The 26104-nt window shown below is 72.3% G+C and carries 30 protein-coding genes; 22 read left to right on the top strand and 8 right to left on the bottom strand.

Annotation, left to right across the window (positions count from 1 at the left end; all coding sequences use genetic code 11):
- Nucleotides 1-54 precede the first annotated feature (54 nt).
- The 6 genes from ACIRSS_RS05885 to ACIRSS_RS05860 all read left to right on the top strand — a co-directional run bounded on the left by ACIRSS_RS05885 (nt 55) and on the right by ACIRSS_RS05860 (nt 7007).
- The gene (locus ACIRSS_RS05885; RefSeq protein ID WP_400891046.1) at nt 55-1221 is read left to right on the top strand and encodes an acyl-CoA dehydrogenase family protein; all 1167 of its coding nucleotides are present in this window, start codon (nt 55-57) and stop codon (nt 1219-1221) included.
- A gap of 9 nt (nt 1222-1230) precedes the next feature.
- Nucleotides 1231-2892: an alpha/beta fold hydrolase gene (locus ACIRSS_RS05880; protein WP_400891044.1), complete on the top strand. Its 1662-nt coding sequence runs from the start codon at nt 1231-1233 to the stop codon at nt 2890-2892.
- Nucleotides 2889-3680, top strand: a complete 792-nt coding sequence (gene phaZ, locus ACIRSS_RS05875; RefSeq protein ID WP_400891042.1) for a poly(3-hydroxyalkanoate) depolymerase — start codon at nt 2889-2891, stop codon at nt 3678-3680. Before ACIRSS_RS05880 ends, phaZ begins: the two co-directional genes overlap by 4 nt.
- Before the next feature lie 13 nt (nt 3681-3693).
- The gene (locus ACIRSS_RS05870) at nt 3694-5196 is read left to right on the top strand and encodes a long-chain fatty acid--CoA ligase (RefSeq protein WP_400891040.1); all 1503 of its coding nucleotides are present in this window, start codon (nt 3694-3696) and stop codon (nt 5194-5196) included.
- 78 nt (nt 5197-5274) lie between these two features.
- A complete protein-coding gene (locus ACIRSS_RS05865) occupies nt 5275-6525 on the top strand; it encodes a PP2C family protein-serine/threonine phosphatase (protein ID WP_400891038.1) in 1251 nt (416 codons plus the stop codon).
- A gap of 62 nt (nt 6526-6587) precedes the next feature.
- Entirely contained in the window at nt 6588-7007 is a 420-nt protein-coding gene (locus tag ACIRSS_RS05860; protein WP_400891035.1) for a DUF6292 family protein, read from the top strand.
- Between the two features lie 48 nt (nt 7008-7055).
- On the opposite strand, the gene ACIRSS_RS05855 is transcribed toward ACIRSS_RS05860, so the two are convergent.
- Entirely contained in the window at nt 7056-7772 is a 717-nt protein-coding gene (locus ACIRSS_RS05855; protein ID WP_400891032.1) for a hypothetical protein, read from the bottom strand.
- 192 nt (nt 7773-7964) lie between these two features.
- Here ACIRSS_RS05855 and ACIRSS_RS05850 point away from each other — a divergent pair, with 192 nt between their 5' ends.
- From ACIRSS_RS05850 to ACIRSS_RS05840, 3 genes are read left to right on the top strand one after another with little or no spacing between them, the layout of a single operon-like run.
- On the top strand, nt 7965-8882 hold the full coding sequence (locus ACIRSS_RS05850) for an undecaprenyl-diphosphate phosphatase (RefSeq protein ID WP_400891030.1): 918 nt from the start codon (nt 7965-7967) through the stop codon (nt 8880-8882).
- 26 nt (nt 8883-8908) lie between these two features.
- Complete coding sequence (locus tag ACIRSS_RS05845; protein ID WP_400891027.1) at nt 8909-9274, top strand: BlaI/MecI/CopY family transcriptional regulator; 366 nt, start codon at nt 8909-8911, stop codon at nt 9272-9274.
- Nucleotides 9271-10185: a M56 family metallopeptidase gene (locus tag ACIRSS_RS05840; RefSeq protein WP_400891024.1), complete on the top strand. Its 915-nt coding sequence runs from the start codon at nt 9271-9273 to the stop codon at nt 10183-10185. Before ACIRSS_RS05845 ends, ACIRSS_RS05840 begins: the two co-directional genes overlap by 4 nt.
- A 22-nt stretch (nt 10186-10207) precedes the next feature.
- On the opposite strand, the gene ACIRSS_RS05835 is transcribed toward ACIRSS_RS05840, so the two are convergent.
- On the bottom strand, nt 10208-11830 hold the full coding sequence (locus ACIRSS_RS05835) for an alkaline phosphatase family protein (protein ID WP_400891021.1): 1623 nt from the start codon (nt 11828-11830) through the stop codon (nt 10208-10210).
- A gap of 237 nt (nt 11831-12067) precedes the next feature.
- Between ACIRSS_RS05835 and ACIRSS_RS05830 the strand changes: the two genes are divergently transcribed.
- From ACIRSS_RS05830 to ACIRSS_RS05820, 3 genes are read left to right on the top strand one after another with little or no spacing between them, the layout of a single operon-like run.
- Nucleotides 12068-13105: a glycosyltransferase gene (locus ACIRSS_RS05830; RefSeq protein ID WP_400891018.1), complete on the top strand. Its 1038-nt coding sequence runs from the start codon at nt 12068-12070 to the stop codon at nt 13103-13105.
- Entirely contained in the window at nt 13102-13794 is a 693-nt protein-coding gene (locus ACIRSS_RS05825) for a polysaccharide deacetylase family protein (protein WP_400891016.1), read from the top strand. The genes ACIRSS_RS05830 and ACIRSS_RS05825 overlap by 4 nt, the downstream gene beginning before the upstream one ends.
- A gap of 45 nt (nt 13795-13839) precedes the next feature.
- Nucleotides 13840-15012 carry an alpha/beta hydrolase gene (locus tag ACIRSS_RS05820; RefSeq protein ID WP_400891015.1) on the top strand — a complete coding sequence of 391 codons (1173 nt, stop codon included), beginning with the start codon at nt 13840-13842 and terminating at the stop codon, nt 15010-15012.
- Here the strand turns inward: ACIRSS_RS05820 and ACIRSS_RS05815 are convergent.
- Entirely contained in the window at nt 14991-15260 is a 270-nt protein-coding gene (locus tag ACIRSS_RS05815) for a hypothetical protein (protein WP_400891013.1), read from the bottom strand. The genes ACIRSS_RS05820 and ACIRSS_RS05815 overlap by 22 nt on opposite strands.
- A gap of 173 nt (nt 15261-15433) precedes the next feature.
- On the opposite strand from ACIRSS_RS05815, the gene ACIRSS_RS05810 reads away from it, so the two are divergent.
- The 6 genes from ACIRSS_RS05810 to ACIRSS_RS05785 are packed head-to-tail and all read left to right on the top strand — an operon-like array spanning nt 15434 to nt 20150.
- Complete coding sequence (locus tag ACIRSS_RS05810) at nt 15434-16363, top strand: ABC transporter ATP-binding protein (RefSeq protein ID WP_400891011.1); 930 nt, start codon at nt 15434-15436, stop codon at nt 16361-16363.
- On the top strand, nt 16360-17199 hold the full coding sequence (locus tag ACIRSS_RS05805; RefSeq protein WP_400891008.1) for an ABC transporter permease subunit: 840 nt from the start codon (nt 16360-16362) through the stop codon (nt 17197-17199). The genes ACIRSS_RS05810 and ACIRSS_RS05805 overlap by 4 nt, the downstream gene beginning before the upstream one ends.
- A gap of 22 nt (nt 17200-17221) precedes the next feature.
- Nucleotides 17222-18472, top strand: a complete 1251-nt coding sequence (locus ACIRSS_RS05800) for a sensor histidine kinase (protein WP_400891005.1) — start codon at nt 17222-17224, stop codon at nt 18470-18472.
- Nucleotides 18469-19143, top strand: coding sequence for a response regulator (locus ACIRSS_RS05795; RefSeq protein WP_400891003.1), 675 nt, complete (start codon nt 18469-18471; stop codon nt 19141-19143). Before ACIRSS_RS05800 ends, ACIRSS_RS05795 begins: the two co-directional genes overlap by 4 nt.
- 33 nt (nt 19144-19176) lie before the next feature.
- The gene (locus ACIRSS_RS05790; protein ID WP_354817329.1) at nt 19177-19473 is read left to right on the top strand and encodes a PadR family transcriptional regulator; all 297 of its coding nucleotides are present in this window, start codon (nt 19177-19179) and stop codon (nt 19471-19473) included.
- Nucleotides 19470-20150 carry a hypothetical protein gene (locus ACIRSS_RS05785; RefSeq protein ID WP_400891001.1) on the top strand — a complete coding sequence of 227 codons (681 nt, stop codon included), beginning with the start codon at nt 19470-19472 and terminating at the stop codon, nt 20148-20150. Before ACIRSS_RS05790 ends, ACIRSS_RS05785 begins: the two co-directional genes overlap by 4 nt.
- A 27-nt stretch (nt 20151-20177) precedes the next feature.
- On the opposite strand, the gene ACIRSS_RS05780 is transcribed toward ACIRSS_RS05785, so the two are convergent.
- The 4 genes from ACIRSS_RS05780 to ACIRSS_RS05765 form a co-directional block, all read right to left on the bottom strand.
- Nucleotides 20178-20327: a hypothetical protein gene (locus ACIRSS_RS05780; protein ID WP_400890999.1), complete on the bottom strand. Its 150-nt coding sequence runs from the start codon at nt 20325-20327 to the stop codon at nt 20178-20180.
- Nucleotides 20328-20358: 31 nt separating this feature from the next.
- Complete coding sequence (locus ACIRSS_RS05775) at nt 20359-20586, bottom strand: hypothetical protein (RefSeq protein WP_400890996.1); 228 nt, start codon at nt 20584-20586, stop codon at nt 20359-20361.
- Between the two features lie 104 nt (nt 20587-20690).
- Complete coding sequence (locus tag ACIRSS_RS05770) at nt 20691-21341, bottom strand: response regulator (protein WP_400890994.1); 651 nt, start codon at nt 21339-21341, stop codon at nt 20691-20693.
- Entirely contained in the window at nt 21329-22576 is a 1248-nt protein-coding gene (locus ACIRSS_RS05765) for a sensor histidine kinase (protein WP_400890993.1), read from the bottom strand. Before ACIRSS_RS05765 ends, ACIRSS_RS05770 begins: the two co-directional genes overlap by 13 nt.
- A gap of 274 nt (nt 22577-22850) precedes the next feature.
- Between ACIRSS_RS05765 and ACIRSS_RS05760 the strand changes: the two genes are divergently transcribed.
- Both ACIRSS_RS05760 and ACIRSS_RS05755 read left to right on the top strand, forming a co-directional pair.
- Nucleotides 22851-23252, top strand: coding sequence for a hypothetical protein (locus ACIRSS_RS05760; protein WP_400890990.1), 402 nt, complete (start codon nt 22851-22853; stop codon nt 23250-23252).
- 33 nt (nt 23253-23285) lie between these two features.
- Nucleotides 23286-23768 (top strand): ATP-binding protein, encoded by a 483-nt coding sequence (locus ACIRSS_RS05755; RefSeq protein WP_400890987.1) that lies wholly within the window; start codon nt 23286-23288, stop codon nt 23766-23768.
- 256 nt (nt 23769-24024) lie between these two features.
- On the opposite strand, the gene ACIRSS_RS05750 is transcribed toward ACIRSS_RS05755, so the two are convergent.
- Nucleotides 24025-24699 (bottom strand): fasciclin domain-containing protein, encoded by a 675-nt coding sequence (locus tag ACIRSS_RS05750; RefSeq protein ID WP_400890984.1) that lies wholly within the window; start codon nt 24697-24699, stop codon nt 24025-24027.
- A 377-nt stretch (nt 24700-25076) separates the two neighbouring features.
- On the opposite strand from ACIRSS_RS05750, the gene ACIRSS_RS05745 reads away from it, so the two are divergent.
- Both ACIRSS_RS05745 and ACIRSS_RS05740 read left to right on the top strand, forming a co-directional pair.
- Nucleotides 25077-25382 carry a hypothetical protein gene (locus tag ACIRSS_RS05745; RefSeq protein WP_400890982.1) on the top strand — a complete coding sequence of 102 codons (306 nt, stop codon included), beginning with the start codon at nt 25077-25079 and terminating at the stop codon, nt 25380-25382.
- The gene (locus ACIRSS_RS05740) at nt 25379-26098 is read left to right on the top strand and encodes an anti-sigma factor domain-containing protein (protein WP_400890980.1); all 720 of its coding nucleotides are present in this window, start codon (nt 25379-25381) and stop codon (nt 26096-26098) included. The genes ACIRSS_RS05745 and ACIRSS_RS05740 overlap by 4 nt, the downstream gene beginning before the upstream one ends.
- The last annotated feature ends 6 nt before the right edge of the window (nt 26099-26104 follow it).

Raw genomic sequence — 26104 nt, 5'->3', positions numbered from 1 at the left:
CAACCTAACTTTGGACAGGGCCGCTGACCAGCGCGGAAACCTACCTTCATCCACATGGACACCACGGACTTCTACGCACTGGCCGACGACCTCCCGGCCGAGGACCGCGACCTGCTGCACCGGCTGCGCGAGTTCCTCGACAACGAACTGGCGCCGGTCGCCACCTGGCACTGGGCGCGCGAACGCTTCCCGCACCACCTCGTCGAACCGCTGGGCAAGCTCGACCTCGGCGGACTCTCCTACTCCGGCTACGGCCTGCCCGGCCGCACCAGTCTGCTGGACGGCTTCGTCGCCCTCGAGCTCGCGCGCACCGATCCGTCGTTCGCGACGTTCTTCGGCGTGCACACGGGCCTCGCGATGGGCTCGATCTACCTGTGCGGCTCCGAGGAGCAGAAGGCGAAGTGGCTGCCGCCGATGCACCGCTTCGAGAAGATCGGCGCGTTCGGCCTGACCGAGCCGCACGTCGGCTCGGCCGTCGCCCGCGGGCTGACGACCACCGCCCGCCGCGAGGGCGGCGAATGGGTCTTGAACGGCGAAAAGAAGTGGATCGGCAACGCCACCTTCGCCGACGTCGTCGTGATCTGGGCCCGGGACCTCGAGGACGGCCACGTCAAGGCCTTCCTCGTCGAGAAGGGGACGCCCGGGTTCACCCCGACCAAGATCGAGGGCAAGATGGCGCTGCGCACGGTGCAGAACGCGCACATCCTGCTCGAGGACGTGCGCGTCCCCGAAGCCGACCGGCTGCAGCACGCGAACACCTTCGCCGACACCGCGGCGGTGCTGCGGATGACCCGGACGTCGGTGGCGTGGCTGGCCGTCGGCTGCTCCATCGGCGCGTACGAGCGGGCGCTGGCCTACGCGAAGGAGCGCGAGCAGTTCGGCCGCCCGATCGGCGGGTTCCAGCTCATCCAGGACCTGCTCGTGAAGATGCTCGGCAACATCACCGCGTCGCTCTGCCTGGTCGCGCAGCTGTCCCGGCTGCAGGACGCGGGGAAGATGACCGAAGAGCAGGCGTCCCTCGCGAAAGCCTTCTGCACCACCAAGATGCGCGAAACCGTCGGCATGGCCCGTGAGCTCATGGGCGGCAACGGAATCCTCCTGGAGCACGAGGTCGGCCGGTTCGTCGCCGACGCCGAGGCCATCCACTCCTACGAGGGCACGCGCGAAATGAACACCCTCATCGTCGGCCGGGCCATCACCGGCCAGTCCGCATTCGTTTAAGGAGTCACCATGTCCACCCCCGAAATGGTCGCCGACGCGATCGGCGGACCCAACCCCATCATCGGCTTCCGCCGCAAGGACCTGCTGGACTCGCTGCGCACGGTCGTCGGCGAGGCCGTCAAGCACCCGAAGCACACCACGGCGAGCCTGCGCCACCTGGCCAGGACCGCGGTCGCCGCCGCCCGCGGTCGCGGCGAGCTGACGCCCGCGCCGAAGGACCGCCGCTTCAGCGACTCCGCCTGGACGCAGAACTTCCTCTACCGGCGGCTGCTCGGGATCTACCTCGCCGCCGACGCCGAGCTGGACGCCTGGCTCGGCGGGAGCGAACTGTCCGAAGTGGACCGTGAACGCGCCAGGTTCGTGCTGTCGCTGGCGCTCGACGCGCTTTCGCCGAGCAACCTGCCGCTGAACCCGGCCGCGGTCAAGCGGTTCATCGACACCGGCGGCGAGAGCGCCGTCGAGGGCGTGCGCCACTTCGCCGGCGACGTCCGGCGCAACGGCGGGTTCCCCAGCCAGGTCGACACCGAGAAGTTCGCCGTGGGCAAGAACGTCGCCACCACCGAGGGTTCGGTCGTGTTCCGCAACGAGGTCCTGGAACTGATCCAGTACGTCCCGCGCACCGAGCAGGTGCACGCGCGGCCCCTGGTGATCGCGCCGCCGCAGATCAACAAGTTCTACGTCTTCGACCTCTCGCCGGAGAAGAGCCTGGTCAAGTACGCGCTGGAGCAGGGCCAGCAGGTGTTCATCGTCAGCTGGCGCAACCCGACCGCCGACCAGCGCGACTGGGAGCTGGTCACCTACCTCAAGGCCCTGGAGGAGGCGATCGACGCCGTCCGCGAGATCACCGGCAGCCCGGACGTCAACCTCGCGGGCGCCTGCTCCGGCGGCATCACGTCGGTGTCGCTCGCCGCCTGGTTCGCCGGCCGCGGCAAGCCGGTGATCCACGCGCTGACGCTGTTCGTGAGCGTGTTCGACATGGCCGAGGACAAGACGCTGCTCGGCGTGTTCGCCAGCGAGGAGACCCTCGCCGCGGCCAAGCGCCACTCGCACGTGCACGGCGTGCTCGACGGGCGCGAGCTGGCGCGGGTGTTCAACCTGCTGCGGCCCAACGACCTCATCTGGTCGTACTGGGTGAACAACTACCTGCTCGGCAAGCGGCCGCCCGCGTTCGACATCCTGTTCTGGAACAACGACACCACCCGGCTGCCCGCCGCGTTCCACGGCCAGCTCATCGACGTCTACCGCGACAACGCCCTGGCCCACCCGGGCGAGGTCGTCGTCGACGGCGTCCCGCTGGACCTGGGCAAGATCACCGCGGACGCGTTCGTGATGGCCGGCACCACCGACCACATCACGCCGTGGGACGCCTGCTACCGCTCGTCGAAGCGGCTCGGCGGCGACGTCGAGTTCGCGCTGAGCAGCTCCGGGCACATCCAGAGCATCCTCAACCCGCCGGGCAACCCCAAGGCGAGCTACTACCGCAACACCGAAAACCCGGAGTCCGCAAAAGAGTGGAAGGCGGAGGCGGAAAAGGTGGCGGGGAGCTGGTGGCCACGCTGGCTGGAGTGGCTCGGCGAGCGCTCGGGCGAGCTGGTCGACGCACCGGCCGTCGTCGGCAGCGACCGGTACGCGCCGATCGAAGCGGCGCCCGGCAGCTACGTGCGCGCATGATCATCACGGTCCGCGGAATCGCTCTGCACATCGACCACCGGCCGGGCGAGGGAACGCCGTTGCTGCTGTGCAACGGGATCGGCGCCAACCTCGAACTGCTGGAGCCGTTGGTGGACGACCTCGCCGCCCAGCCGGGGCGGCGGGTGCCGGTGATCCGGTTCGACATGCCGGGCACCGGCGGCTCGCCCGTCACCCGGCTGCCGCGCCGGCTGCCCCGGCTGGCGCGGATGCTCGCCGATCTCGTCACGGAGCTCGGCTACGACGAGGTCGACGTCCTGGGCATCTCCTGGGGCGGCGCGCTGGCCCAGGAGTTCGCCCACCGCAACCCGCGGCGGTGCCGGCGGGTCGTGCTCTGCGCGACCAGCATGGGCATGGTGATGGTGCCGGCGAAACCGGCGGTCCTGCTCACGCTGGCGAGCCCGCTGCGGTACTTCGGCCCGCGCCACCTGCGCGAGACCGGCGCGCGGATCTACGGCGGCGGGTTCGGCGACGACCCCGCGATCGCCGCGCACTTCGCCGCGTCGACCCGGGCGCCGGACCCGCTCGGCTACTACTGGCAGATCCTCGCCGGCGCCGGCTGGACCAGCGCCTGGTACCTGCCCCGGCTGCGGCAGCGCGTGCTGCTCGTGGCCGGGGACGACGACCCGATCATCCCCACCGTCAACGCCCGGCTGATGGCGCGGCTGCTGCGCCACGGCACCGTCCACATCGTCCCCGGCGGCGGTCACCTCGCCCTGCTGACGCACGCCGCCGACCTCGTCCCGCTCATCCACCGCTTCCTGTCCTGAAGGAGACGCTCCGATGCTCAACCTGGCCATGCTGCTCGAAGAAAGCGCCGCCACCCACCCGGACCGCGACGCGCTGGTCGCCGGGGACACCCGGCTGACGTACCGGGAGGTGAACGCCGCCGCGAACCAGGTCGCGAACCTGCTGCGGGCCCACGGGATCGGCGTCGGCGACAAGGTCGCGCTCGCCTCGGTCAACATCCCCGCGTTCGCGATCGTCTACTACGGGATCCTCAAAGCGGGCGCGGCCGTCGTGCCGTTCAACGTCCTGCTCAAGAGCCGCGAGATCGCCTACCACCTGGCCGACTCCGGCGCGAAGGCGTTCTTCTGCTTCGCGGGCGGCCCGGGACTCCCGCTCGGTGCGGAAGGGCGGGCCGGATTCGACGCCACGCCGTCGTGCGAGCAGTTCTTCCTCGTCGATGAGTCCTTTGTAGACTCGCTGACCGAGCCGACCACCTTCGAGACGGCCGTCACCGAGCCCGGGGACACCGCCGTCGTCCTCTACACCAGCGGCACCACCGGCACCCCCAAGGGTGCCGAGCTGACGCACGCCAACATGGTCCTGAACGCGCTGACGTGCCACAAGGTGTTCGGCACCGGCGAGCACGACGTCCACCTCGTGACGCTCCCGCTGTTCCACTCCTTCGGCCAGAGCGTCCAGCTCAACTCCGGCTTCGGCGCGGGCGCCACGCTGGTGCTGCTCCCCCGCTTCGACGCTCGCACGGCGCTTTCGCTGATGCGGCGGGAAAAGGTGACGTTCTTCGCCGGCGTCCCGACGATGTACTGGGGCCTGGTCACCGCCGACACCGCCGAGTTCGACGTGGAGGCCATCGCGGACTCCCTGCGGATCGCCGTCTCCGGCGGGGCCGCGCTCCCGGTCGAGATCCTGGAGCGGACGCGCGAGATCTACGGCGTCGAGGTCCGCGAAGGCTACGGGCTTTCCGAGACCAGCCCGGTCGCGACGTTCAACCACCCCGGCCGCGTCGCCAAGCCCGGGTCGATCGGCCAGCCGGTCTGGGGTGTCGAGGTCAAGCTGGTCGACAAGGACGGGCAGGACGTCCCCGAAGGCGAGGCGGGTGAGATCGCCATCCGCGGGCACAACGTGATGAAGGGCTACCTCGGCCGTCCCGAGGCGACCGCCGAGGCGATCCGCGACGGCTGGTTCCGCACGGGCGACATCGCGACGCGCGACGAGGACGGCTACTACTTCATCGTCGACCGCGCCAAGGACATGATCGTCCGCGGCGGCTTCAACGTGTACCCGCGCGAGCTGGAAGAAGTGATCATGACGCACCCGGCGGTGAGCCTGGTCGCGGTGGTCGGCGTCCCCCACCCGAGCCACGGCGAAGAGGTCAAGGCGTTCGTCATCCGGCACCGGGACGCGACGGTGACCGAGGCCGAGCTGGTGGCCTGGAGCAGGGAGCGCATGGCCGGCTACAAGTACCCGCGGCTGGTCGAGTTCCGCGAGGAGTTCCCGATGACGGCCACCGGCAAGGTCCTCAAGCGCGAGCTGCGCTGACGCACAGGTCACCGCGCGCTGCTTTGGTCCCGGTGCCCGGCCGGGTGCGATGATGGGGTCGGTCGGGTGGAGTTCCGGGTGATCGGAGTGGCCGTGGACGGTGTGGCGTTGGGACCGGGTGACGTGCTGGCGGCCGCCGAGACCGCCCCGCCCGTGGAGTCGGTCGAGGTCGTCGCCCGCGACCTCGCGAAGCGGCTGGGCGCCTTCGACGTGTCGTTCCTGCTGGTCGACCTCGTCGAGGAACACCTGGTGCGCCTCACTTCGACCGCGCAGGACCCGGACGGACGCGCCCCGGAGCCGGTCGATCTGCACGACAGCGTCTACGAGCGGGTGCTGCGCACCCAGCAGCCGTGGCAGGTGGAGAACGACAGCGGGGTGCGGGCCGTGCTGCCGGTGACCAACCGGGGCGACTGCGTCGGTGTCCTGGAAGCGACCGTGCCCTTCTGCGACGAGGAAGTGCTGGCCCAGCTGGGGCAGGCCGCACACGCCCTGGCCTACGTCATCGTCACCGACCGCCGCTTCACCGACCACTACCACACCGGCCGGCGCACCACGCCGATGAGCCTGGCCGCGGAGATCCAGCACCAGCTGCTGCCCTCGGCCGCCTGCTGCGAGGCGGCCCAGTTCACCATCGCCGGCGCCCTGGTGCCCGCCGACGACATCGGCGGCGACACCTACGACTACGCCCTGGACCGCGACACCCTGCACCTGTCGATCACCGACGCCGCGGGTCACGACGTGGCCTCGGCGCTGACCGCGACCCTGCTGGTGGGTGCGCTGCGCGGCGCCCGCCGAGCCGGTCGCGACCTGGCCGGGCAGGCGCAGCACGCCAACCAGGCCCTGCTCGACCACGGCGGCGAGGTGGCACTGGCGACCGGGCTGCTGCTGCGCGTGAACCTGCGGACGGGCGATGTCGAGCTGGTCAACGCCGGACATCCCGCACCCCTGCTGCTGCGCGACGGCGCGGTCGAGCCGGTCGAGCTGGAGAGCGACCTGCTCTTCGGCGTCCGGCCGCACCAGTACCGGGTGCAACGGCTGGACCTGCGCCCCGGTGACCGGCTGGTGCTGCTCACCGACGGCATGTTCGAACGGAACGCCGCCGACGCCGACCTGCCCGCCCTGATCCGCCAGACCGCCGGACTGCACACCAGGGAGCTGGTGCGGGCCGCGACCAGGGCCGTGACGCGCGCCAGCCGCGGTCACCTGCAGGACGACGCCACCGTGCTGTGCCTGGACTGGCACGGGACCGGGCGCACCGAACGCCAAGCCGACAACGGCGCCGACACCGACATCGCCTCCCCGGCCGGCACCTCCGACGACCCGGTGTGACCACCGGGCACCGCGGCCGGCACCGAGGGCACCGGCCGCGGTGGCCCTCTAGCGTGGCGGGCATGGAGCACCCCGAACCCGACACCAGAACCCTCGAACGCGGCTTGGGCGAGTACGTGCGCGCGGTGGCGGCCGCGGTCGGCGTCCCGGCCGAGAGCACGACGGTGGAGATCAGCGACACGGCCACCGCCTACCTCGGGCTGCCCCGGCGCTGGCTCGACCGGCCCGATCACGACGTGATGCTGGTGTGGAGCGAACGGCGGGGCTGGTCGCTCGCGGTGGAAACCGACCCCGCCGACGACCCGGTCGTCATCGCGCGCCACGCCGACGACCTCGTGCCGTCCCCGAGCGCGGTCGCGCAGTTCGTCGCCGACGCCGTCGCCGGGCACCACCCGGGCCAGGACAGTCCCGGCCCGGCGACGGCCGCGACCCGCACGTCGCTGGCCGAGAAGCTGAGGCCTTACCTCCACGACCCACGGTGATCACCACGCCGCGGGTCGTGCCCGGCGATCCCCGGAACTCGGCGGGCGTTACTTGAGCACGCTGACCGCGCGGGCGATGACCAGCAGCGACGTCAGCAGCGCCGCGATGCTCTGGATCGCCATCAGCACCTTGGCCCGCGAGGACAGCGGCATGGTGTCGGTGGGGCTGAACGCCGTCGAATTGGTCACCGACACGTACAGGTAGTCCAGCAGGGCCGGCACCCAGTCGGACTTGACGCTGGAGCCCTCGGCGACCTCCTCGACGGTGTCGGCGTTCTCGTCCTGGGAGAACCGGAAGTCGGCCAGCGGCAGGTCGGCGCGGCCGGCCTGGGTGCGCTTGACGGGGCCGCCGCGGTCCAGCTCCCAGTAGGCCAGGCCGAACGCGATCACGTTCGTCAGCCACACCTGCAGCGCGCCCAGCAGCAGGGCCTGGCCGCTGTCGGCCGCGCCGGCGACCAGGTCGTGGATGAGCAGCGCGAGTGCCCCCAGGTTGGTGACGCCGATGACCACGACGAGCGACAGGGACACGACCCGGGAAAACCGGGTCTGCCGCGTGACGCGCCGCGGGTTGATCGCGATCAGCGGCACCAGCAGCACGATCTCCAGCGCGGGCACCACGAACCGGGGACCGACGAGCAGTTGTTCGGGCAGTGCCACGTAAAGCGCGATGGCCACGAGGGTCGCGACGGCGGCCGGCAGGCGCGCCTCACCGCGGCGCTGGTGACGAGGGTGGCGGGTGCGGGCCGCGGCCCGATCGGCTGGCATGACGGCGAAGCTCCTGGGGAACGGCCGCTGACCGGCCCTTGTTCGTCGGGCGGCCAGCCTAGCGCGTGCCCGGCCGACGTCGAGGCGGGCGGCTGGCGTGTCGCGGTTCCGTTTCGTGGCACCGAGTTCAGGCAACTTCTACGACCATGTAGTATTTGGGCGACCAAGACGCGCTCACCCCCGGAAGGCACCGTGCTGGACTACTTCGAAGCGATCGTCGTCGGTGCTTTCCAAGGCGTGACCGAGCTGTTCCCGGTCTCCAGCCTCGGCCACTCCGTGCTGATCCCCGCCGTGGTGGGCGGCCAGTGGGCGCAGGACCTGAACGTGTCCTCCCCCGAGTCGCCCTACCTGGCGTTCATCGTCGGCCTGCACGTCGCGACGGCGGCCGCCCTGCTGCTGTTCTTCTGGCGGGACTGGGTCCGGATCATCGGCGGGTTCGTCAGTTCGATCCGGTACCGCCGGATCCGGACCCCGGCGGAACGGCTCGCCTGGCTGATCATCCTCGCGACGATCCCCGTCGGTGTCAGCGGCCTGCTGCTGGAGCACCTGTTCCGCACGACGCTCGGCAAACCGGTGCCGGCGGCGGCGTTCCTCATCGTCAACGGCGTGCTGCTGTACCTGGCCGAACGCCTGCGCCGGCGGGCGGCCACGGCCGAACCCGCGGTCGCCGAGCCGGCGGACGCGCCCGGCGCGGCGGAGGACGCGGATATCAAGGCCGACGAACGGCTGTCCCGGATGTCCCTCGGCCGCGGCACCCTGATCGGCACCGCGCAGGTGCTCGCCCTGCTGCCCGGGATCAGCCGCTCCGGGGTCACGATGGCCGCCGGGCTGCTGCGCGGGCTGTCGCACGAAGACGCCGCCCGGTTCTCGTTCCTGCTGGCGACGCCGGTGATCCTGGCCGCCGGCGTGCTGAAGATCCCCGACCTGTTCGGGCCGCTGGGCACCGGGATCCACGGTCAAGTGCTCGCCGGGAGCGTGGCCTCGTTCGCCAGCGCCTACCTCGCCGTCCGGTTCCTCACCCGCTACTTCCACACCCGGACGCTGAGCCGGTTCGCGCTCTACTGCGTGCTCGCGGGCGCCGGCGCCCTGGCCGTGCTCACCCTTCGCTGATACGACAGCAGTGTAGATTCGGGAGTATGCGGAAGGAACCGGCGCGGCGCGCGCCCGGCACGCTCGAGGCCGAGGTGCTGGGCGTCCTGGGAAGCGCGGCCGAGCCCCTCACCCCCGCCGAAGTCCAGGCCCGGCTGGCGGACGACCTCGCGTACACGACCGTCGTGACGATCCTCAGCCGGCTGCACGACAAGGGCGCCGCGACCCGGGAGAAGCACGGACGCGCGTACCGCTACCACGCCGTCGACGACGAAGCCGGCCTCGCCGCCCGGAAGATGACGAAGGTCCTCGACGGCGAGCCCGACCGCGACAGCGTCCTCGCCCGGTTCGTCACCCAGCTGTCGGACTCCGACGAGGCCTTGCTGCGCTCTCTCCTGCGCGGCAAGAAATGACCATCGACCTGCTGATCCCGCTGCTGCTGCCGCTCCTGGCGCGGCCCGCGGCCCAGCTGGTCGAACCCCGCCTGCCGCCGCGGACGGCGAGCTGGCTGCTCACCGGCGCCTGCCTGGTCCTGGCGGCCGGCAGCACCGCGGCGCTCGCGCTGCTCGCGTTTTCGGGCCTGTCGCTGCTGCCGGTCGTCGCCGACCTCGGCCACTGGTCGCCCCAGACCCTGCGGGCCGAGAACGGGGTGGACGTCCCGGCGTCGATCGCGGCGGGTGCGGTTCTCGGCGTGCTCCTGGTCCTGCTGACGCGGGCCGTGCTCCGGTACGTGCGGTGGGCTCGGCGCCTCTCGCGGGAGCTGGACGTGCACGGCGGCGGCGAAGTCGTGCTGCTGCCGGGTGAAGACGCGGTGGCCTTCGCCGTACCAGGGCGAGGCGGGCGCGTCGCGGTCTCCACCGGGATGCTCGCCGCACTCGACCCGCGGGAACAGTCCGCGCTGCTGGCCCACGAGCGGGCCCACCTCGCGTTCCGGCACCACTTGTTCCTGATCGCCTTGACGCTGTCGGTGACCCTGAACCCGCTGCTGCGGCCGCTGTGCTCGGCGGCGAGGTTCGCCCTCGAACGCTGGGCCGACGAAGCCGCGGCCCAGCGGATCGGCGATCGCACCGTGGTCGCGCACGCGGTGGCCAAGGCCGCCCTCGCCGGCCGCCCGCACCACGGGTTCGCGCTCGCCGCGACCGGCGGCCCGGTCCCCCGCCGGGTGTCGGCGCTGCTGACACCACGGCCGCGCGTCCGCGGCCGGGTCCCGGTGGCGTTGCTGAGCGCGCTGGTCGTCGGGCTCGCGGGCGTGTCCGCCGAGACCGCCCTCGACAGCGCGGCCGACCTGCACGACGGAATCGAGATCGCGCAGATCGGCCGCTAGCCCCGCACCGGAGGCGCCGAGGTCAGCCGAGGCCCGGCAGCACCCGCGTGCCTTCAGCGCGAACGGCCTGCAGCGCGCGGGGCTCCAGCCCGAGCTGCGCCAGGATCGTCGGCGCGATCTGGGTCGTCGTCACCGGCGCGGAGATCGTCCGCCGATCGGTGCCGGGGCCGCTCACCACGAGCGGCACCGCCCGGTCGTCCGGGGCGACTCCACCGTGCTCGGCGATCTTCTTCGTCCCGCCGGTGTAGACGACGCCGTACTGCGCCACACCGAACAGGTCGGGAACCCGGTCATCACCCGGGCGCGCCCCGAAGTAGCGCGCGGCGTCCGCGCCCGCGTACACCTGCCGCAGGCCGGAACTGCTGAACGCCTTGGGCGCACCCGCGCGGTCCGTGCCGGTTCCGTTCTGCGCCAGCAGGTAGCGCTTCGCGAACTCAGTGGCGGCCTGCGAGCGGTCGGCGAGCCAGAGCAGCATCGCGTCGTCGTCGGCCGACTGGACGACGAGGTCACCGGCGCCCGGGTGAGCGGCCTTCCAGGCGGCGTTCAGGCCGTCGAGCAGCTTGCCGTCGTCGACGCGGGTCAGGGCGCCCGGGTCGGTCGGTGACTGGCCGTGCTTCGCCGACAGGATGATCGTCGTCGTGCGGTCGAGGTGCCGGCGGCGCAGCTCGGCCACGAACGCGCCGATGCGGGCGTCGACGAAGTCCAGTGCCGAGGTCAAGACGGGTCCGGGCACCGTGCCGCCGGGCAGGTACCCGCCGGGCCGGCCGCCCGACATGGGCAGCTTCTGCGCCGTGGACACGGACTGGAAGTTCAGCCCGAACACCGCCGGCGTGCCGACGCGGTGGGTGCCGGAGTGGTCGTAGCCGTCGATCTCGTTGAGCACGGCCTGCGCCTTGTAGGCGTCGTACTGCTGGGTGGCGGCGTTGTCGGTGGTCCAGTCGCCGGTGCCCGACGGAGGCGTGCTGTTGATCTCCGGGGTGAACAGGTCCTGGATCCCGGTGCCCGAGGGTCCGTTCAGGATCTCGTAGGCCGGGTGCTTGTCCGACCACGCCGTCCGCAGGCCCGCGCGGCGGGCGACCTCGAAGACGGTGTTGACCTTGAGGTATTCGTGCGGCAGCACCGGGCGGCAGGTGTGCGGGTCGACCGGCAGGCCGGCCGGGTTCAGCAGGGTCTGCGGGGTGCCGGTCATGCCCAGCACCGAGTTCGGCAGACCGGTCAGGCCTTGTCCCGCGTCGAGCTTGCTCTGGTCGCGGTCGAGGTCCTCGGTGAGGTCCACCTGCGCGCCGGGTCGCACGCCGGCGCACCGGGTGGTGCCCGCGGGCAGCAGGCCGTGGTTGTACGCGGCGTCGTAGTAGATCCCGGTGACGGCGGGATCACCGCCGGTCAGCTGGCCGATGAGGCCGGGGAACGAGTCCGACGGCACCGGGGTGCTCGCGCTGCGGTAGGCCGTCCCGCGCGCCAGCAAGCCGGCCATCGCCGAGTCCGGGTGCCCGGCCGCGTACGCGACGAGGTCGGCCTGGTGCATGCCGTCGACGGAGATCAGCAGGACGTGGCGCGCGTCGGCGGCCGTGGCGGCGGTCGCCGTGATGGGGAGCAGCGTCAGGGCGGCGAGCGCGGCCGTGGCGCGAATCCGTTTCCGGGTCAAGGTTCCTCCTCGTGCGAGCCCTCGGGCAGGGCGTCCCCGGCATCCCACGCCCCCGATCCGGCCGCCAGAGGAGCACAGCGCGAACAGCAAGTGAACAAACGATTCTTGTCCATCCACAATGGATTTATCAAGGCACGGCAAAGGACCGCTCGCTGCATCTTCCACCGGCGGGCCGTAAACCCCACTTTAATCTACGAGCGTGTAGAACTTCTACTGAATTGTCGTAGGAGGAGGATCATGACGCGCATCGTGATCGTCTCGGCGCGCGTGGGCGCTGGGCACGACGGAGCGGCCTACGCCCTGGCCGACCGGCTGACCGGCCACGACGTCGAGGTGATCGACTTCCTGGACCTCCTCCCCGGCTCGCTCGGCCGCCGCCTCTGCGCCTTCTACCACCGGCAGCTGGACGTGGTGCCGCGCAGCTGGGACTGGACCCTCGCCGCGCTCGGCACCCCCTGGGGCGCCGGGCTGGCCCGCCGGGCCGCCACCCTGGCCCGCGGCCGGACCGCCGACACTCTCGACGGCGCCGACCTCGCCGTCTCGACCTACCCGCTCGCCACGCAAGCGCTCGCCGCCCTGCGCCGCAGCCGGCACCTGACGGCTCCACTCGCGGTGTACCTCACCGATCCCGCGGTGCACCGGCTGTGCGTGCACGCCGCGGCCGACCTGCACCTGGCCCAGAACCACTACGCCGCAAGCGAGGCCCGGGCGTTCGGCGCACCGGACGTGGCCGTGGCGGCTCCGCTGGTCGGCGGGCGGTTCCGGCCACCCACGGCAGCGGAACGAACCGCGGCGCGGCGAGCCTTCGGCCTGCCGGACCGCGGTCGCCTGGCCCTGGTCGTCGCCGGCTCGTGGGGCGTGGGCGACGTCCGCGAGACGACCGCCGACGTCGCCGCGTCCGGCGCCGCGGTCCCGGTCGTCGTCTGCGGCCGCAACACCGCGCTGCGCGAGCAGCTGGCCGCGGTTCACCGGCACGTTTTCGGGTGGGTCGAGGACATGCCCCGCCTGCTGCACGCCGTCGACGTGGTGGTGCAGAACGCCGGCGGGCTCACCACGTCCGAGGCCCTGGCCAGCGGCCTCCCGGTGCTGACCTACCGCTGCCTGCCCGGCCACGGACGGGCCAACGCCGTGACGCTCGACCACCTCGGCCTGGTTCCGTGGCTGCACTCCCGGAACGACCTCGCCGCCGCCCTTCTCTCGGCCCGCCCGGACCACCGCCCCCAGCCGGCCGCCGACGCGGTCCCGTTGCTGGAAAAACTCCTGGAGGTCGCGTGAAAGCCGTACTGGCGGCCGCCGCCGTCGCGCTCGCCGCGCACGCCGCGCCCGCGGCCGCGTTCCTGCCGGGCCCGCGGCGCGCCCTGCTGCCGCGTCTGGCGGGGACCACCCAGCCCGGCCGGGTCGCCTTGACCTTCGACGACGGCCCGGACCCCGCCTCGACCCCACAGTTCCTGCGCGTCCTGGCCGAGCACGACGTGCGCGCCACCTTCTTCGTCCTCGGCGCCGAGGTCCGAAGGTCGCCGGACGTCGTCCGCCAGATCGTCGCCGGCGGTCACGACCTGGGCGTCCACGGCTGGGACCACCGCTGCCTGCTGCGACGGACGCCCCGCGCCACCCATCGCGACCTCCGGGCCACCCGCGATCTGCTGCACCACCTCACCGGCACGCCGCCGCGCTGGTTCCGGGCGCCTTACGGTGTTTTCAGCACCGCGTCCCTGGTCTCCGCGCGGCGGCTCGGGCTCACGCCCCTGCTGTGGAGCACGTGGGGCTTCGACTGGACCGAGGGCTGCACGCCGGAGTCGATCCACCGCCGGGTGGCCGCGAACCTCGGCCGCGGCGGCACGATCCTCCTGCACGACAGCGACGTCACGACCGGCAACGGCGCGTGGCGCGCCACCCTCGGCGCCCTTCCCGCGATCATCGCCGACTGCCGCGGTCGCGGCTTCACCTTCGGACCACCGGCGTGATCGGTTACTACGTGTCGCGTAGTACGCGCCGTGTACTATCGCGGCATGGCTCGCGCGCTCCGGGTTCTCCTCGTGCTGGTGGCCGCCCTGGTCCTGCTGGGTGGCGGCTACCTCGGATATGCCGCCGTCCGCGCGTCCCGGCCGGTCACGCTGCCCACCCCGGCCGGCCCGTACGCGGTCGGCCGCACGATCGCCGAGTGGACCGACCACACCCGCGACGATCCCCTGGCTCCGCGATCCGGCACGCCGCGGCGCCTGTCCGTGTGGTCGTGGTACCCGACGACGGTTTCGGCCGGCTCGAACCCGGCCCCGTACACCCCCGGCCCGTGGGCGGGGCTGCACCTGGGCGCCCCGATGGGCTGGGGCGAAACGAGCTTCGACGAAGTCCGCACCCATTCGACCGCCGACGCGCCGGCGGCCGCGGGCCGGTTCCCCGTGATCGTCCTGGAACCCGGCCTCGGCTTCGCGGCGCCGCAGTACACCGCCTTCGCGGAATCCCTGGCCGGCCGGGGATATCTGGTGCTGGGCGTCACGCCGACCTACAGCGCCAACCTGACCGTGCTCGACGGAGCCGCGGTGCCGGCCACCGAAGCGGGCAACCCACCGGTGTTCGACGCCGGGGACCTGCACCAGGGTGCGGCCCAGGCCGCGGGCGACCGGCTGGTCGACGTCTGGGCCGCCGACGCCCGGTTCGCCGCGTCCCAAGCGGCGGCGAGCCCGCTCGCCGACCCGGCCACGACCGTCTACATCGGTCACTCCCTCGGCGGGGCCGCCGCATTGGAGGCGTGCCACTCCGATCCGCACTGCGCCGGCGCGGCCGACCTCGACGGAACCCAGTACGGCGCGGTCGTCCACAGCGGACTCACCAAACCGGTGCTCCTCTTCGGCAGCGAAAACTCGTGCGTCACCGGGATGTGCCTGCCGGCGGCACCCGCCGACCGGGCGGATCAAGAGACCGCGCGGACCATGCTGGCCGCGAGCAGCGGCCCGGCCTGGCGCTACCGGATCCGCGGCACCGAGCACTTCGACTTCAGCGACTACAACGCCTACTACCTCGCCGCGCCGATCCGGTCGGCGCTCGCCCTCGGCGACATCGCCGGCTCCGAAGCCCTCACCATCGTCGACGCCTACCTCGGCGCGTTCGCCGACCACGTGACACGCGGCGAACCCGAGCCGCTGCTCACCGGCCCGCCGCCCTATCCCGAAGTCGAGCGGTGAGTTCGCCGGTCCCGCAAGGACAACCACGCCAGGACAACGGAGACCGGCGGCGCGAGCACGGCCGCGGCCCGCGCCGCACGCACCGGAATCCCGGCTCGCACCGGCGGAAAGCCCGGCGGGACGGGCGGTGGGGCGAAGCGGAGCCGGGCGTCCAGGTGGTGCCACCGGTGCACCTCCAGGTACATGATCCGCCAGCTGCCCGCCCAGATCGCGACCGCACCCGCCAGTGCCCAGCTTTCCGACTTCATGACGCCACTCTCGCACGAGACGACCCGCGCAGCGGCGAAGATGCGACTTGCGGCGTACGGACTACGCCGCAAGTCGCACACCTCCGCCGCACAGATCGCCCGTCAGACCGTCGATCCCGCGGCCACCGCGGTCCTAGGGTTCGGCCACGCACCGCCGGAAGGACGAAACACTCATGATCGAAGCACGTGCCGTGTCGAAACGCTACGGCGACAAAACCGCCGTCGACGACCTCACGTTCACGGTGAAACCCGGTGTGGTGACCGGTTTCCTGGGTCCCAACGGGGCCGGCAAGTCCACGACGATCCGGATGATCATGGGCCTGGACGCGCCCACGTCCGGCACCGTCACGGTCAACGGCAAGGCCTACCGCAAGCACTCCGCGCCGCTGCACGAGGTCGGGGCGCTGCTCGAAGCGAAAGCCGTCCACACGGGACGATCCGCCTACAACCACCTGCTCGCCCTCGCGCTGAGCACCGGGATCCCCCGGCGGCGGGTCGACGAGGTCATCGAGCTGGTCGGCCTGGAAGGCGTCGCCCGCAAGCGCGTCGGCGGGTTCTCCCTCGGCATGGGCCAGCGCCTCGGCGTCGCCGCGGCCCTGCTCGGCGACCCCTCGACCCTGGTGCTCGACGAGCCGGTCAACGGGCTCGACCCGCAGGGCATCCTGTGGATCCGCAACCTGCTGCGCGGCCTGGCCGCCGAGGGCCGCACCATCTTCGTCTCCTCGCACCTGATGAGCGAGATGGCCTTGACCGCCGAGCACCTGATCGTGATCGGCAAGGGCAAGCTCATCGCCGACACCTCGGTCGAAGAGTTCATCCAGCGCGCGTCGAGCCGGGTCGTGCGGGTGCGCACGCCGGAGGCCGAGCGGCTGCGCGACCTGCTCGCCGGGCCGGGGGTCAGCGTCACCAGCCTGGCGCCGAGCCTGCTCGAAGTCAGCGGGCTCGACGGCGCCGAGGTCGGCCGGATCGCCTGCCGCGAAGCCGTCCCGCTCGAAGAGCTCACGCCCGTCCAGGCCTCCCTGGAACAGGCGTTCATGGAACTCACCGACGACGCCCTCGAATACCGGGTCTCCCCCACCGCTCAGGAAAGGTCCGCGTCATGACGACCACCACCGCCCCGGCCCCCAGCGGCGGTACGCGGGCATCGCTGCCGGACGACCTCGCGGTGACGCCCGTGCGGGTGCTGCGCTCGGAATGGCTGAAGTTCCGCACGGTCCGGTCCTCCCCGCTCGCGGTCGCGGTGACCGTGGTCGGGATGATCGCCCTCGGCTGGATCTTCTCCGCCGCCGACGCGAGCCGCTGGCCGGTCATGCGTCCCCAGGCCAAGGCCCACTTCGACCCGACCGACGTCAGCATCCGCGGCTACGTCCTCGCGCAGCTGGTGCTCGGCGTGCTGGGCGTGCTCGTCGTCTCGGGCGAGTACGGGACCGGGATGATCCGCGCGACCTTCTCCGCCGTCCCGACCCGGACGCCGGTGTTGTGGGCGAAGCTCGTCATCTTCGCGGTCGTGGCGTTCGTGGTGGGAACGGTCAGCTCCTTCGCCGCGTTCCTCGGCGGGCAGGCCTTCCTCAGCTCCCAGCACATCGAGACGACGCTGTCGGCGCCGGGCGTGTTCCGGGCCGTGTTCGGCGTCGGTCTCTACCTGACCGTGGTGGGCATGCTCGGCGTCGCCCTCGGCTGGCTGATCCGGCACACGGCCGGCGCCATCGCCACCCTGTTCGGCCTGCTGCTGGTGCTGCCGGGGATCGCCGAAGCGCTCCCGGACAGCTGGGCGCCGCACATCGTGCCGTACCTGCCGAGCAACGCCGGCCAGGCGTTGATCACGGTCCGCCCGGACTCCGCGATGCTCGCGCCGTGGACCGGCTTCGCGGTCTTCTGCGCCTACGTCGCCGTCGCGCTCGTCGCGGCGGTCATCCTGCTCGATCGCCGCGACGCCTGAGGCGGTGGAGGATGATGGCGGCGTGAGCGACGCGGGTGCGGCGTGGCCGGTCTCCGAACACGGCCTGGTCAGCGGGTGGCCCGGAGCCGAGGGGCTCCGGAGCTGGGCGCGGCGTCATCCCGTGGCCGCGGACGTGCTGCTGGCGTGCGCGCTGCTGCCGCTCGCCCTGACCGTCGAGCACCGCGGGGTCGCGCCGAGCGCCCGCCCGGTCTTGTTCGTGCTCGGTGTCCTGCTGGTCTCGACGCTCGCGTTCCGCCGTCGCCTCCCCCTGACGACCCTGGCCGCGTCCAGCGCCTTCGCGCTGGTCCAGGGGTTCCTCGGCCCGCCGTTCCCGCCGACCGTGATCGCGGTGCTCGTCGCCGTCTACACGGTCGGCGGGCACACCGGGCGCCGGCGCGCCCTCATCGCGGTGACGGCGCTCGGTGTGGTGATCGCGGTCGTGGTCTTCCGCACCGACGAGCTCGCCGAGTCCGCCGCCCGGTTCGTGTTCGCCGCGGCCGTGGTCGTCGCGGCGTTCGTGCTCGGCGTGAACGTGCGGATGCGCCGGGTGTACCTGGCGTCGCTGCGGGACCGGGCACTGCGGGCCGAACGCGAACGCGACCAGCAGTCGCAGATCGCGGCGGCCCGGGAACGCGCGATCATCGCCCGCGAGATGCACGACATCGTCGCGCACAACCTCTCGGTGATGATCGCGCTGGCCGACGGCGCCGCCTACGCCGCGCGGACCGATGCCGGCGCGGCCGAGACCGCGTCCCTGCACGTGTCGGCGACCGGACGGCAGGCGCTCGACGAGATGCACCGGCTGCTCGGCGTGCTGCGCGGCACCGGCGGCGAAAGCCCGCGCACGCCGCAGCCCGGCGTCGCCCAGATCGACGACCTCGTCGCCCAGGTCCGCACCACCGGCCTCCCGACGTCGTGGACGATCACCGGCGAACGGTTCCCCTTCTCCCCCACCGCCGGGCTCACGCTCTACCGCGTCGCCCAGGAGGCGCTCACCAACGTGCTGAAACACGCCGTCCGGCCGTCGGCCGCGCGGATCCGGCTGACCTACGCCGACCCGGTCGTCACCCTCGAGGTCGACGACGACGGCGCCGGATCCGGCCACCACCCCGGCCCGTCGGCCGGACACGGCCTGAGCGGCATGCGCGAACGCGTCGGCGTCTTCGCCGGGGAAGTCACCGCCGGGCCGCGCCCGGGCGGCGGCTGGCGGGTGACCGCCCGGCTCGAACCGGGGCGCGTCCCCGGGGACGTCGGATCGGCGGCCGGCACGTGATCAGCATTCTGCTCGTCGACGACGAACCGTTGCTGCGCTTGGGTTTCCGACTCGTCCTGGAGTCCCAGCCGGACTTCACCGTCGTCGGCGAAGCCGCCGACGGCGCGGCCGCGGTCAGCCGCACCGCCGAGCTCGACCCCGACGTCGTCCTGATGGACGTCCGCATGCCCGGCATGGACGGGATCGAGGCCACCCGCGAGATCGTCCGCGCGCACGCCCGCTCCCGGGTGCTGATCCTGACCACCTTCGACGTCGACGAGTACGCGTTCCCCGGGCTCAAGGTGGGCGCGAGCGGGTTCCTGCTGAAGAACGTCCCGCCCGAGGACCTGATCTCCGCGATCCGCGCCGTCGCGAGCGGCGACGCGGTCGTCGCGCCGAGCGTCACGAGACGGCTGCTGGACGCCATGGCCGACCGCCTCCCCGACCCGGCGGCGCCCCCGGGTACCCCGGTCACCGAACGCGGCCTCGACCGGCTCACCGAGCGCGAGCTCGAAGTCCTCCGCAAGGTCGCCCGCGGCCTGTCCAACGCGGAGATCGCCGACGAGCTGGTGCTGTCGGAGGCGACCGTGAAGACCCACGTGGGGCGCATCCTCAACAAGCTCGAGCTGCGTGACCGGGTCCAGGCGGTGGTCCTGGCCTACGACGTCGGCTTGGTGGTACGTCGCACGTAGTACGCTGAACGTACTACCGCGGAGGAGCCACGCATGCCGAACGACGCCCAGATCCTGGTGCTCTACGCGCTGACCGACGGACCACGGCACGGCTACGCGATCAACACGGCCATCGACGAGCTCACCGGCGAACGGCTCGGACCGGGCAGCCTCTACGGCGCGCTCGCGCGGCTGGAGGCGAAGGGACTGGTGGAGGCGCTCGACGGCGAAGGCCGGCAGCGTCCGGTGCGGATCACCGAGCAGGGCCGCGCCGTCCTGGAACGCGAGCTCCGCGCCATGGCCCGGGTAGCCGACGCGGGCCTGCGCCGCCTCGGCGTCCGGCCGGCATGACCTGGCTGGTCCGCGTCTACCCCCGCGCCTTCCGCGAGCGCTGGGGCGCCGACCTCGCGGCGGAGTTCCGGGCGAACCCCCGGTCGTGGCCGAACGTGCTGGTGAACGCGGTGGGCATGTGGCTGCACCCGGCCGCGTGGCCCGCGCGCTCCCCGGCCCAGCGCCAGGCCCGGGTCGCCGCGATGGCCGTCATGGTGACGGGCATCGGCTGGTTCGCGGCGCACCTGGCGGTCGAAGACACCCGCGCTCTCCCAGGAGTACTCGACGGCTGCGCGGTCGCGGTGCTGGCCGGCCTGCTGCTGGTCGCACCACGCCCGGCCTTGGCCGCCGGACGACGGCTCGCGCTCCGGCTGCTGGCACCGGCCGTACTGGGCATCGCCGTGGTCGCCGTCGTCCACGGCATCGAGGCTTCCTTCCCCCAGCCGATCCGGCTGGCTCTGCTCTGGAGCTGGTGGGGATCGTGGGCGCTGGCGGTGATCCAGGTCGGCCGGACGGTGGCCGAGCTGGCTGTGACACCGAACCCACGCGCGTTCCGCCTCGGTATCCGGCTGCTCGCCGCCTCAGCCGCCACCATCGGCGCGACCGACCTGCTGGCGGCAGCGACCGGGCCCGCGTGCTGCGGGGTGTGCCTGCTCTCCGCGTCGTGGTTTGTCCGTCCTCCGGAGCCGGCGATCTGAGCGGTGGCCCGATGCGCCTCAGGATGCCTAGTCGTCCTGCCCTGGGTAGAGGATCGGGTCGATCTCGGCAAGGGCGGCGATCAGCTGATCCGCGCCGCAGCGCATCTGCGCGTCGGAGTCACGGGCCAGCACCTCGCATACCCGCACAGCGGCGTCCCGGTCACGCGCAAACACCATGAACACATCACGTATAGCACTGTGAATCCAGTCAATTAGCGGCGAGCGCTGAGGCGACCACCGCGAGCCCGGCCAGGTCTTGACGCCGGAGCAAGGCCTCCGCCGTCACACGGGTGACGAACGTGTCGCGGTCGTCGAGCACGAGCTCCAACAACGGTCCCCGGGCCTCGGGCATCTCGGCGAAGCCGGCCAGGCCCCGACCTGCGTCCGCCCTGTCGCGATAGTCCGCGCTTCCCGCAAGCTCGATCAGCGCCGCCACCACAGCGACACGCCCGACCTACACTCCTCCGCCGAGAGTCAGATACGCGACCGCATCGCGGAGACTCGAATGAATGGGCGGCTTGGTGATCACGGCTGGGAAGCTCAGGCCCGGGACGCCTCGAGGAACCGCAGCACGGCCAGGACGCGGCGGTGATCGGCGTCGACCACGGGCAGATCGAGCTTGGCGAAGATGTTGTTGATGTGCTTCGCCACAGCGCTCTCGCTGACCACCAGCGCCTGCGCGATGCCGGCATTCGAGCGCCCCTCGGCCATCAGGGCGAGCACCTCCCGTTCGCGGGGGGTCAGCCGCGCGAACGGGTCGCTGTCGCGCCGCAGCAGCAGCTGGGCGACGACCTGCGGGTCCAGGGCCGTGCCCCCGTCCGCCACCCGGCGGACCGCCGCCACGAAGTCGGCGACGTCGGCGACCCGCTGCTTGAGCAGGTAGCCCACCCCGCTGGTGTTCGCGGACAGCAGGTCGGCCGCGTACCGCTCCTCCACGTACTGCGAAAGCAGCACCACCGGCGTCCCCGGCCAGCGCCGGCGGATCTCCATCGCCGCCCGCACCCCCTCGTCGGTGAAGCCGGGCGGCATCCGGACGTCGATCAAGGCGAGTTCGGGCCGGTGCTCCGCCACCGCCGCCAACAGCCCCTCCGCGTCGCCGGCTTCCGCGGCGACCTGGAACCCGCCCGTCTCCAGCACCTTGATCAGGCCGACCCGCAACAACACCGAATCCTCGGCGATCACCGCGCGCACGGCAGCTCCGCGGTGATGGTGGTGGGCCCGCCGACGGGGCTGCTGACGTGGAAGGCCCCGTCGAGGGAGCCGACCCGCTTGGCCAGCCCCGTCAGCCCCGAGCCGGCGGCGGCGTCGGCACCGCCCAGCCCGTCGTCGGTGACGCGCACTCGCAGCACCTCGCCGACCTGGCGGACCATCACCTCCGCACGCATCGCGTCGGCGTGCTTCGTCGCATTGGTCAGCGCCTCGGAGATCACGAAGTACGCGACGGACTCCACGGTGGGCGCCACCCGCTCCTCCAGATCGACCCGCAGCCGCACCGGCAGGGGCGTGCGGGCGGCCAGCCCGGACAGCGCCGCGTCCAGACCTCGGTCGTCGAGCACGGCCGGGTGCAGCCCCCGCACCAGGTCATCGAGTTCGGCGATCGCCTCCTTCGCCTCCAGGTGCGCTCTCTCGAGCACCTCGCGGGCATCACCTGCCAGGTCCGGGCGGGTGGCCATGGCCAGCCCCAGGTTGACCGCGAGGGACACCAACCGCTGCTGGGTGCCGTCGTGCAGGTCGCGCTCGATCCGGCGGCGCTCCGCGTCGACGGCCTCGATCAAGTCGGTCCGGCTGACGGCCAGCTGATCGACCCGCTCCTGGAGCCGCTGCGCCCGGCTGGGCCCGAGCAGACCCGACGCCAGCCGCGCCTCGGCCCGGGCTACTGCCCGCGCGGTCCAAGGCAGGGCGCACAAGAGGCCAAGCCCAGCCGCTGTGTAGGCCGGCAGCTGGGTCAGGTAGCCGAACCAGTCCTGGCGGATTCCGGTGGGCAGCGCCCATGACCAGGCGTAGGCGCTGACGCCCGCCAGGCACGCCGCTGCCACCGCGAGCACCAGCAGCTCCAGCAACGCGAGCAGCGGGCCCAGCAGGAGGTGGTAGCCGATCTTGCGCCACGGCCGCGTCGCCGCGAGCCACCGGGCGGTCGAGGCCCACGTCCACCGTTCCGGCGCGGTGGGGGTGAGCCGGGGGACGTCCACACCGATGAGCACCCGGTGGCGAGCCCGCTGAACGGCCGTCAGCACCGGGGTGCCGAGCAGGACCAGGGCGGCCGACACGGAAACCGCAAGGAGCCAGTTCCCCGTCCTGGCGGTGGTCGTCGCCGCCCAGGACCACACGGGCACCAGGGCCAGGTGCGGCAGCACACCGGCGGCGAGAAAGCCGGTGTCCCGCTGCGCCCGGAGGACCGTGCGCCTCAGTCCGGCTGGAATCGTCATGGCACGACGCTAAGGCACCGCAGGAGGACGGTACCAGGAAGCCTGCACCCGATCTCATGGTGAACCTAGTACCACCTGTAGATCTTGATCTTGGCCTGTGGGCGGGCAGCACCGGGCCGACGGCGCCATCACGCAGGCGCCCGGGTCGATGCGGTACCAAGCACCACCACGAAGTCGGAACCCCGGGCTACTGATCTCGGCAGGCCGCGGCGGCAAGGTTTTGCCGCAGGGCCGCCGACGCCGGCGGCATCACGACTTCGGTGGAGGAATTCTCATGACCGTTCGGACGATGCCCCGGCCGCGACCCCGGACCAGCTGGGCGCCCAAGGTGCTCGGCGCGGTCGCCGTGGGCTTGGTGCCGTGGGTGTTCGTACTGGGCCGGTCCCTGCCCGAAACCACGCAGGTACGGCACTGGCCGGCCGCGTGGATCGGACTCGACCTGACGGTGGCGCTCGGCTGCGCGACCACCTCGCGCTTGTTCCACCGCGGCGACGACCGCGCCCGCCTGTCGGCATCGGCCGTCGCGGCGCTCATGGTGATGGACGCGTGGTTCGACGTCCTCACCGCCCAGGCCGGCACCGAACTCACCCAGGCCATCGCCTGCGCGGTTCCGGAACTGGCCTTGGCCGGCCTGTGCACCTGGGTCGCCTTGCGCAACGCCGAAAGGGAGTCATGACGATGAGAGCACCACCGGCACCAATCCGATCGCTTGGCCGGCCCGAACACGACGTGGCGTGGTGTCGAGGGAAGGCCGGTTCCAGCCATGGATTTCGAGGAGGACTTGGCGGGTCTCACTCGCCGGCTCGCCGGCGCGGCCGAAACCGTGGTACCGCTGGCCGATCTTCCGGATCTGCGTGTGGTCCGGTCCCTCGTCGCCACGTCGCTGGCCTTCGGTGCGGACGCCGGTGACAGGTTCGGGGCCGTTCTCCTCGTGATCGACGAACTGGTCGGCAACGCCTACCGGCACACCGCCGCGGCACGCGAACTGCACGTCACCCGCACTGGCGAGAACCTGATGGTCGAAGTCAGCGACCACGATCCGGACGTCACGGCGGTGCGAACGGGAACCGGCCGCCACGGACTCCGGCTGGTCGGCCAGCTTTCCCTCGATTGGGGCGTACGAGCCGACAGCGGCGGGAAAGTCGTCTGGGCGCTGGTGCCGATCAGGCTCTTTTCCGCGCTGTGGTCCTGATTCGTGCGTACCGATGGGAGGCCGGCCGCCGCCAAAGCTCCGGAGTGACGAAGCCGTGGCGGCGACCGGCGGGACACCGCCGCTTGTGGCGTCCCCCGCCGGCGGACCTCCTGCGACCCGCCGGCAGACCACAGTCGCTGCCCGCTCCCCCGATCCCGCGGCGGGCAACGAAAACAGCCGCTCCGGCTCCAGGAGGTGAGTGGAGCCGGAGCGGCCGTCGACACCGGGCCACCCGTCGGCGGCCCGGACGCTGGTGTCAGTTCTTGTTGGTACCCGGGGTCAGCACCTTGTCGATCACGAAGACCGTGGCGTTCTTCGTGGGGATGTTGCCGCACAGGATCTTCGCGCCGTTGACGGTCAGGTTGTCACCCGAGCCCTCGATCTTCAGCGGCCCGCCCGCGGTGTTCAGCGAGTCCAGCGTACCGGCGGCCGCGAGACCCTTGGCGTCGTAACGCTTGCCGACGACGTGGTACTGGAGGATCGGCGCCAGCTCGGCCGGCTTGCCCGCCAGCTCGTTGAACTTCGCGTCGCCCAGCGCCGCGAAGGCCGGGTCGGCCGGCGCGAACACGGTGATGGCCTGCTGGCTGTTGAGGGTGTCGACCAGGTTGGTGGCCTTGACCGCCGCCACCAGCTTGGTCAGCAGCGGGTTCGTCGACGCGGCCGAGGCGACCGGCTGCGGGCCCATCGAGTCCAGCGAGCCGGGCGCGGAACCCTGCGGCAGCTGCGAACAGGCGGGGCCGAAGACGTCGGCGTTGGTCGTCACGCCGTTGGACGCGGCGGAGTCGGCGGAAGACGACGGCGCGGCCATCGACGACGACGGCGCGGGGGCCGGGGCGCTGCCCGAGGAAGCGGTGTTGCTGCTGCCACACGCGGTCAGGGTCAGCGCGGCGGCCGCGGTCAGACCGATACCGGCAATACGAAGGTTACGCACGAAAATCACTCCATGTGGTTAATGAAAGCGGCTGATCCCTTGCGGGAAACTCCCTGGCTGCTGGTGATTCGCGGCCTCACGCGAACCGGATTGGTCGTTCGCGAATGTTTTCTCAGGCGGCGGTGACTTCGCCCCTCTCGATGCCGGCGTGCTGCGCCGACCCGGACCTTTCCCTTGTGGACGTTGACGAACTCCGCCGGGACCCGGCGCGCGGCTCGTCCGATCCACTGTGGACATCGGGCTTCCGCTCGTCCTCATGGGTGACCGGCCGGGTTTTTCGTCACAGCACCAATCCGCACGGGCCGGCCGGGACGAACTCCTCGTGACGCCGCCGACCGCGGCACGTGACTCGGCGCCCGCCGGGGAGGACAGGTGCCATGACCGCCCGCGCAGTCGCGCTCCGCACCGGCATCGCGTCGGTGCCGGAACCGGAGACCACACCCGAGCGGCTGCTCGCCCGCTCCGCCCTCGGCGATGAGCAGGCGTGCGTCAACCGGGAAGACCGGGCCGAGCGGCTGGACCTGCGCCGTCCCTACGACGACGTCACCGAGGCGACGCTGGACCACCTCGACCACGCGCAGGTCCGCGCTGCCTTGGCGGTCCTGACCGAGCTCAGCACCGTCAAGACCCGCATGCGGGACGGCCTGATCCGCCTGCGCGACGCTCGGGGAGTGCACCGATGACCACCGCCGACGCCCACATCCTCGCCGGCGCGTACGCCCTCGACGCCGTCGACGACCTCGAACGCGCCGCGTTCACCCGGCACCTGGGTGAATGCCCGGTCTGCGCCGGGGAAGTCGCCGGCTTTCAAGAGACAGCTGCCCTTCTGGGTGCCGCGGCCGCCGCCGTTCCGGACGGAAGCTTCCGCGGGCGGGTGCTCGCCGAGGTCGCCCAGACGCGGCAGCTGCCGCCCCGCGTCACCACCGAGCCCGCCGTCCCGGCCCGTCGCGCTCCGTGGCGCAAGCGCGCGCTGATCGGGATCGCGTCCGTCGCCGCGGCGGCCGCCGTGCTCACCGGCGGGATCAGCATCGGGCTGGACCAGTCGGTCTCCGGCCGTCCGGTACCGGTGGCCGAAGGCGGCGCGGTGACCTCCGCACCGGACGCGACCACCGTGCGGACCACCGCGGCCAATGGCAGCTCGGTCTCGGCCACGGCTTCCCGCCGGCTGGGCCAAGTCCTCGTCGCCGCGCGGGCGCTCCCACCGCTGGACGCCGGCCACGCCTACGAGGTGTGGCTGACCGGGCCGAGCGCGCCACGGTCGGCGGGACTGCTCGGGCCCGACGGCGCCGTCGAGACCGCGCTCCCCGCGGGCGTCGACGGTGTCGCGGTGACCGTCGAGCCCGCCACCGGGTCGCTGCGGCCGACCACACCGTCGGTCGCGACCCTCACGGTCAGCTGACACCAG

This window comes from Amycolatopsis sp. NPDC101161 (genome assembly GCF_044768185.1).
Lineage (GTDB): Bacteria > Actinomycetota > Actinomycetes > Mycobacteriales > Pseudonocardiaceae > Amycolatopsis.
The sequence above is the reverse complement of the archived record's forward strand: the minus strand, read 5'-3'. Positions and strand labels throughout refer to the sequence as shown.

Bases quoted from the DNA above. Each gene is read 5' to 3' on its own strand.
- ACIRSS_RS05760 (WP_400890990.1), top strand. From the start codon at position 22,851: ATGACCGTTCGGACGATGCCCCGGCCGCGACCCCGGACCAGCTGGGCG.
- ACIRSS_RS05815 (WP_400891013.1), bottom strand. From the start codon at position 15,260: ATGAAGTCGGAAAGCTGGGCACTGGCGGGTGCGGTCGCGATCTGGGCG.
- ACIRSS_RS05845 (WP_400891027.1), top strand. From the start codon at position 8,909: ATGCGGAAGGAACCGGCGCGGCGCGCGCCCGGCACGCTCGAGGCCGAG.
- ACIRSS_RS05780 (WP_400890999.1), bottom strand. From the start codon at position 20,327: ATGGTGTTTGCGCGTGACCGGGACGCCGCTGTGCGGGTATGCGAGGTG.
- ACIRSS_RS05855 (WP_400891032.1), bottom strand. From the start codon at position 7,772: ATGCCAGCCGATCGGGCCGCGGCCCGCACCCGCCACCCTCGTCACCAG.
- ACIRSS_RS05885 (WP_400891046.1), top strand. From the start codon at position 55: ATGGACACCACGGACTTCTACGCACTGGCCGACGACCTCCCGGCCGAG.
- ACIRSS_RS05830 (WP_400891018.1), top strand. From the start codon at position 12,068: ATGACGCGCATCGTGATCGTCTCGGCGCGCGTGGGCGCTGGGCACGAC.
- ACIRSS_RS05740 (WP_400890980.1), top strand. From the start codon at position 25,379: ATGACCACCGCCGACGCCCACATCCTCGCCGGCGCGTACGCCCTCGAC.
- ACIRSS_RS05790 (WP_354817329.1), top strand. From the start codon at position 19,177: ATGCCGAACGACGCCCAGATCCTGGTGCTCTACGCGCTGACCGACGGA.
- ACIRSS_RS05805 (WP_400891008.1), top strand. From the start codon at position 16,360: ATGACGACCACCACCGCCCCGGCCCCCAGCGGCGGTACGCGGGCATCG.
- ACIRSS_RS05840 (WP_400891024.1), top strand. From the start codon at position 9,271: ATGACCATCGACCTGCTGATCCCGCTGCTGCTGCCGCTCCTGGCGCGG.
- ACIRSS_RS05810 (WP_400891011.1), top strand. From the start codon at position 15,434: ATGATCGAAGCACGTGCCGTGTCGAAACGCTACGGCGACAAAACCGCC.
- ACIRSS_RS05880 (WP_400891044.1), top strand. From the start codon at position 1,231: ATGTCCACCCCCGAAATGGTCGCCGACGCGATCGGCGGACCCAACCCC.
- ACIRSS_RS05860 (WP_400891035.1), top strand. From the start codon at position 6,588: ATGGAGCACCCCGAACCCGACACCAGAACCCTCGAACGCGGCTTGGGC.
- ACIRSS_RS05870 (WP_400891040.1), top strand. From the start codon at position 3,694: ATGCTCAACCTGGCCATGCTGCTCGAAGAAAGCGCCGCCACCCACCCG.
- ACIRSS_RS05820 (WP_400891015.1), top strand. From the start codon at position 13,840: ATGGCTCGCGCGCTCCGGGTTCTCCTCGTGCTGGTGGCCGCCCTGGTC.
- ACIRSS_RS05785 (WP_400891001.1), top strand. From the start codon at position 19,470: ATGACCTGGCTGGTCCGCGTCTACCCCCGCGCCTTCCGCGAGCGCTGG.
- phaZ (WP_400891042.1), top strand. From the start codon at position 2,889: ATGATCATCACGGTCCGCGGAATCGCTCTGCACATCGACCACCGGCCG.
- ACIRSS_RS05765 (WP_400890993.1), bottom strand. From the start codon at position 22,576: ATGACGATTCCAGCCGGACTGAGGCGCACGGTCCTCCGGGCGCAGCGG.
- ACIRSS_RS05745 (WP_400890982.1), top strand. From the start codon at position 25,077: ATGACCGCCCGCGCAGTCGCGCTCCGCACCGGCATCGCGTCGGTGCCG.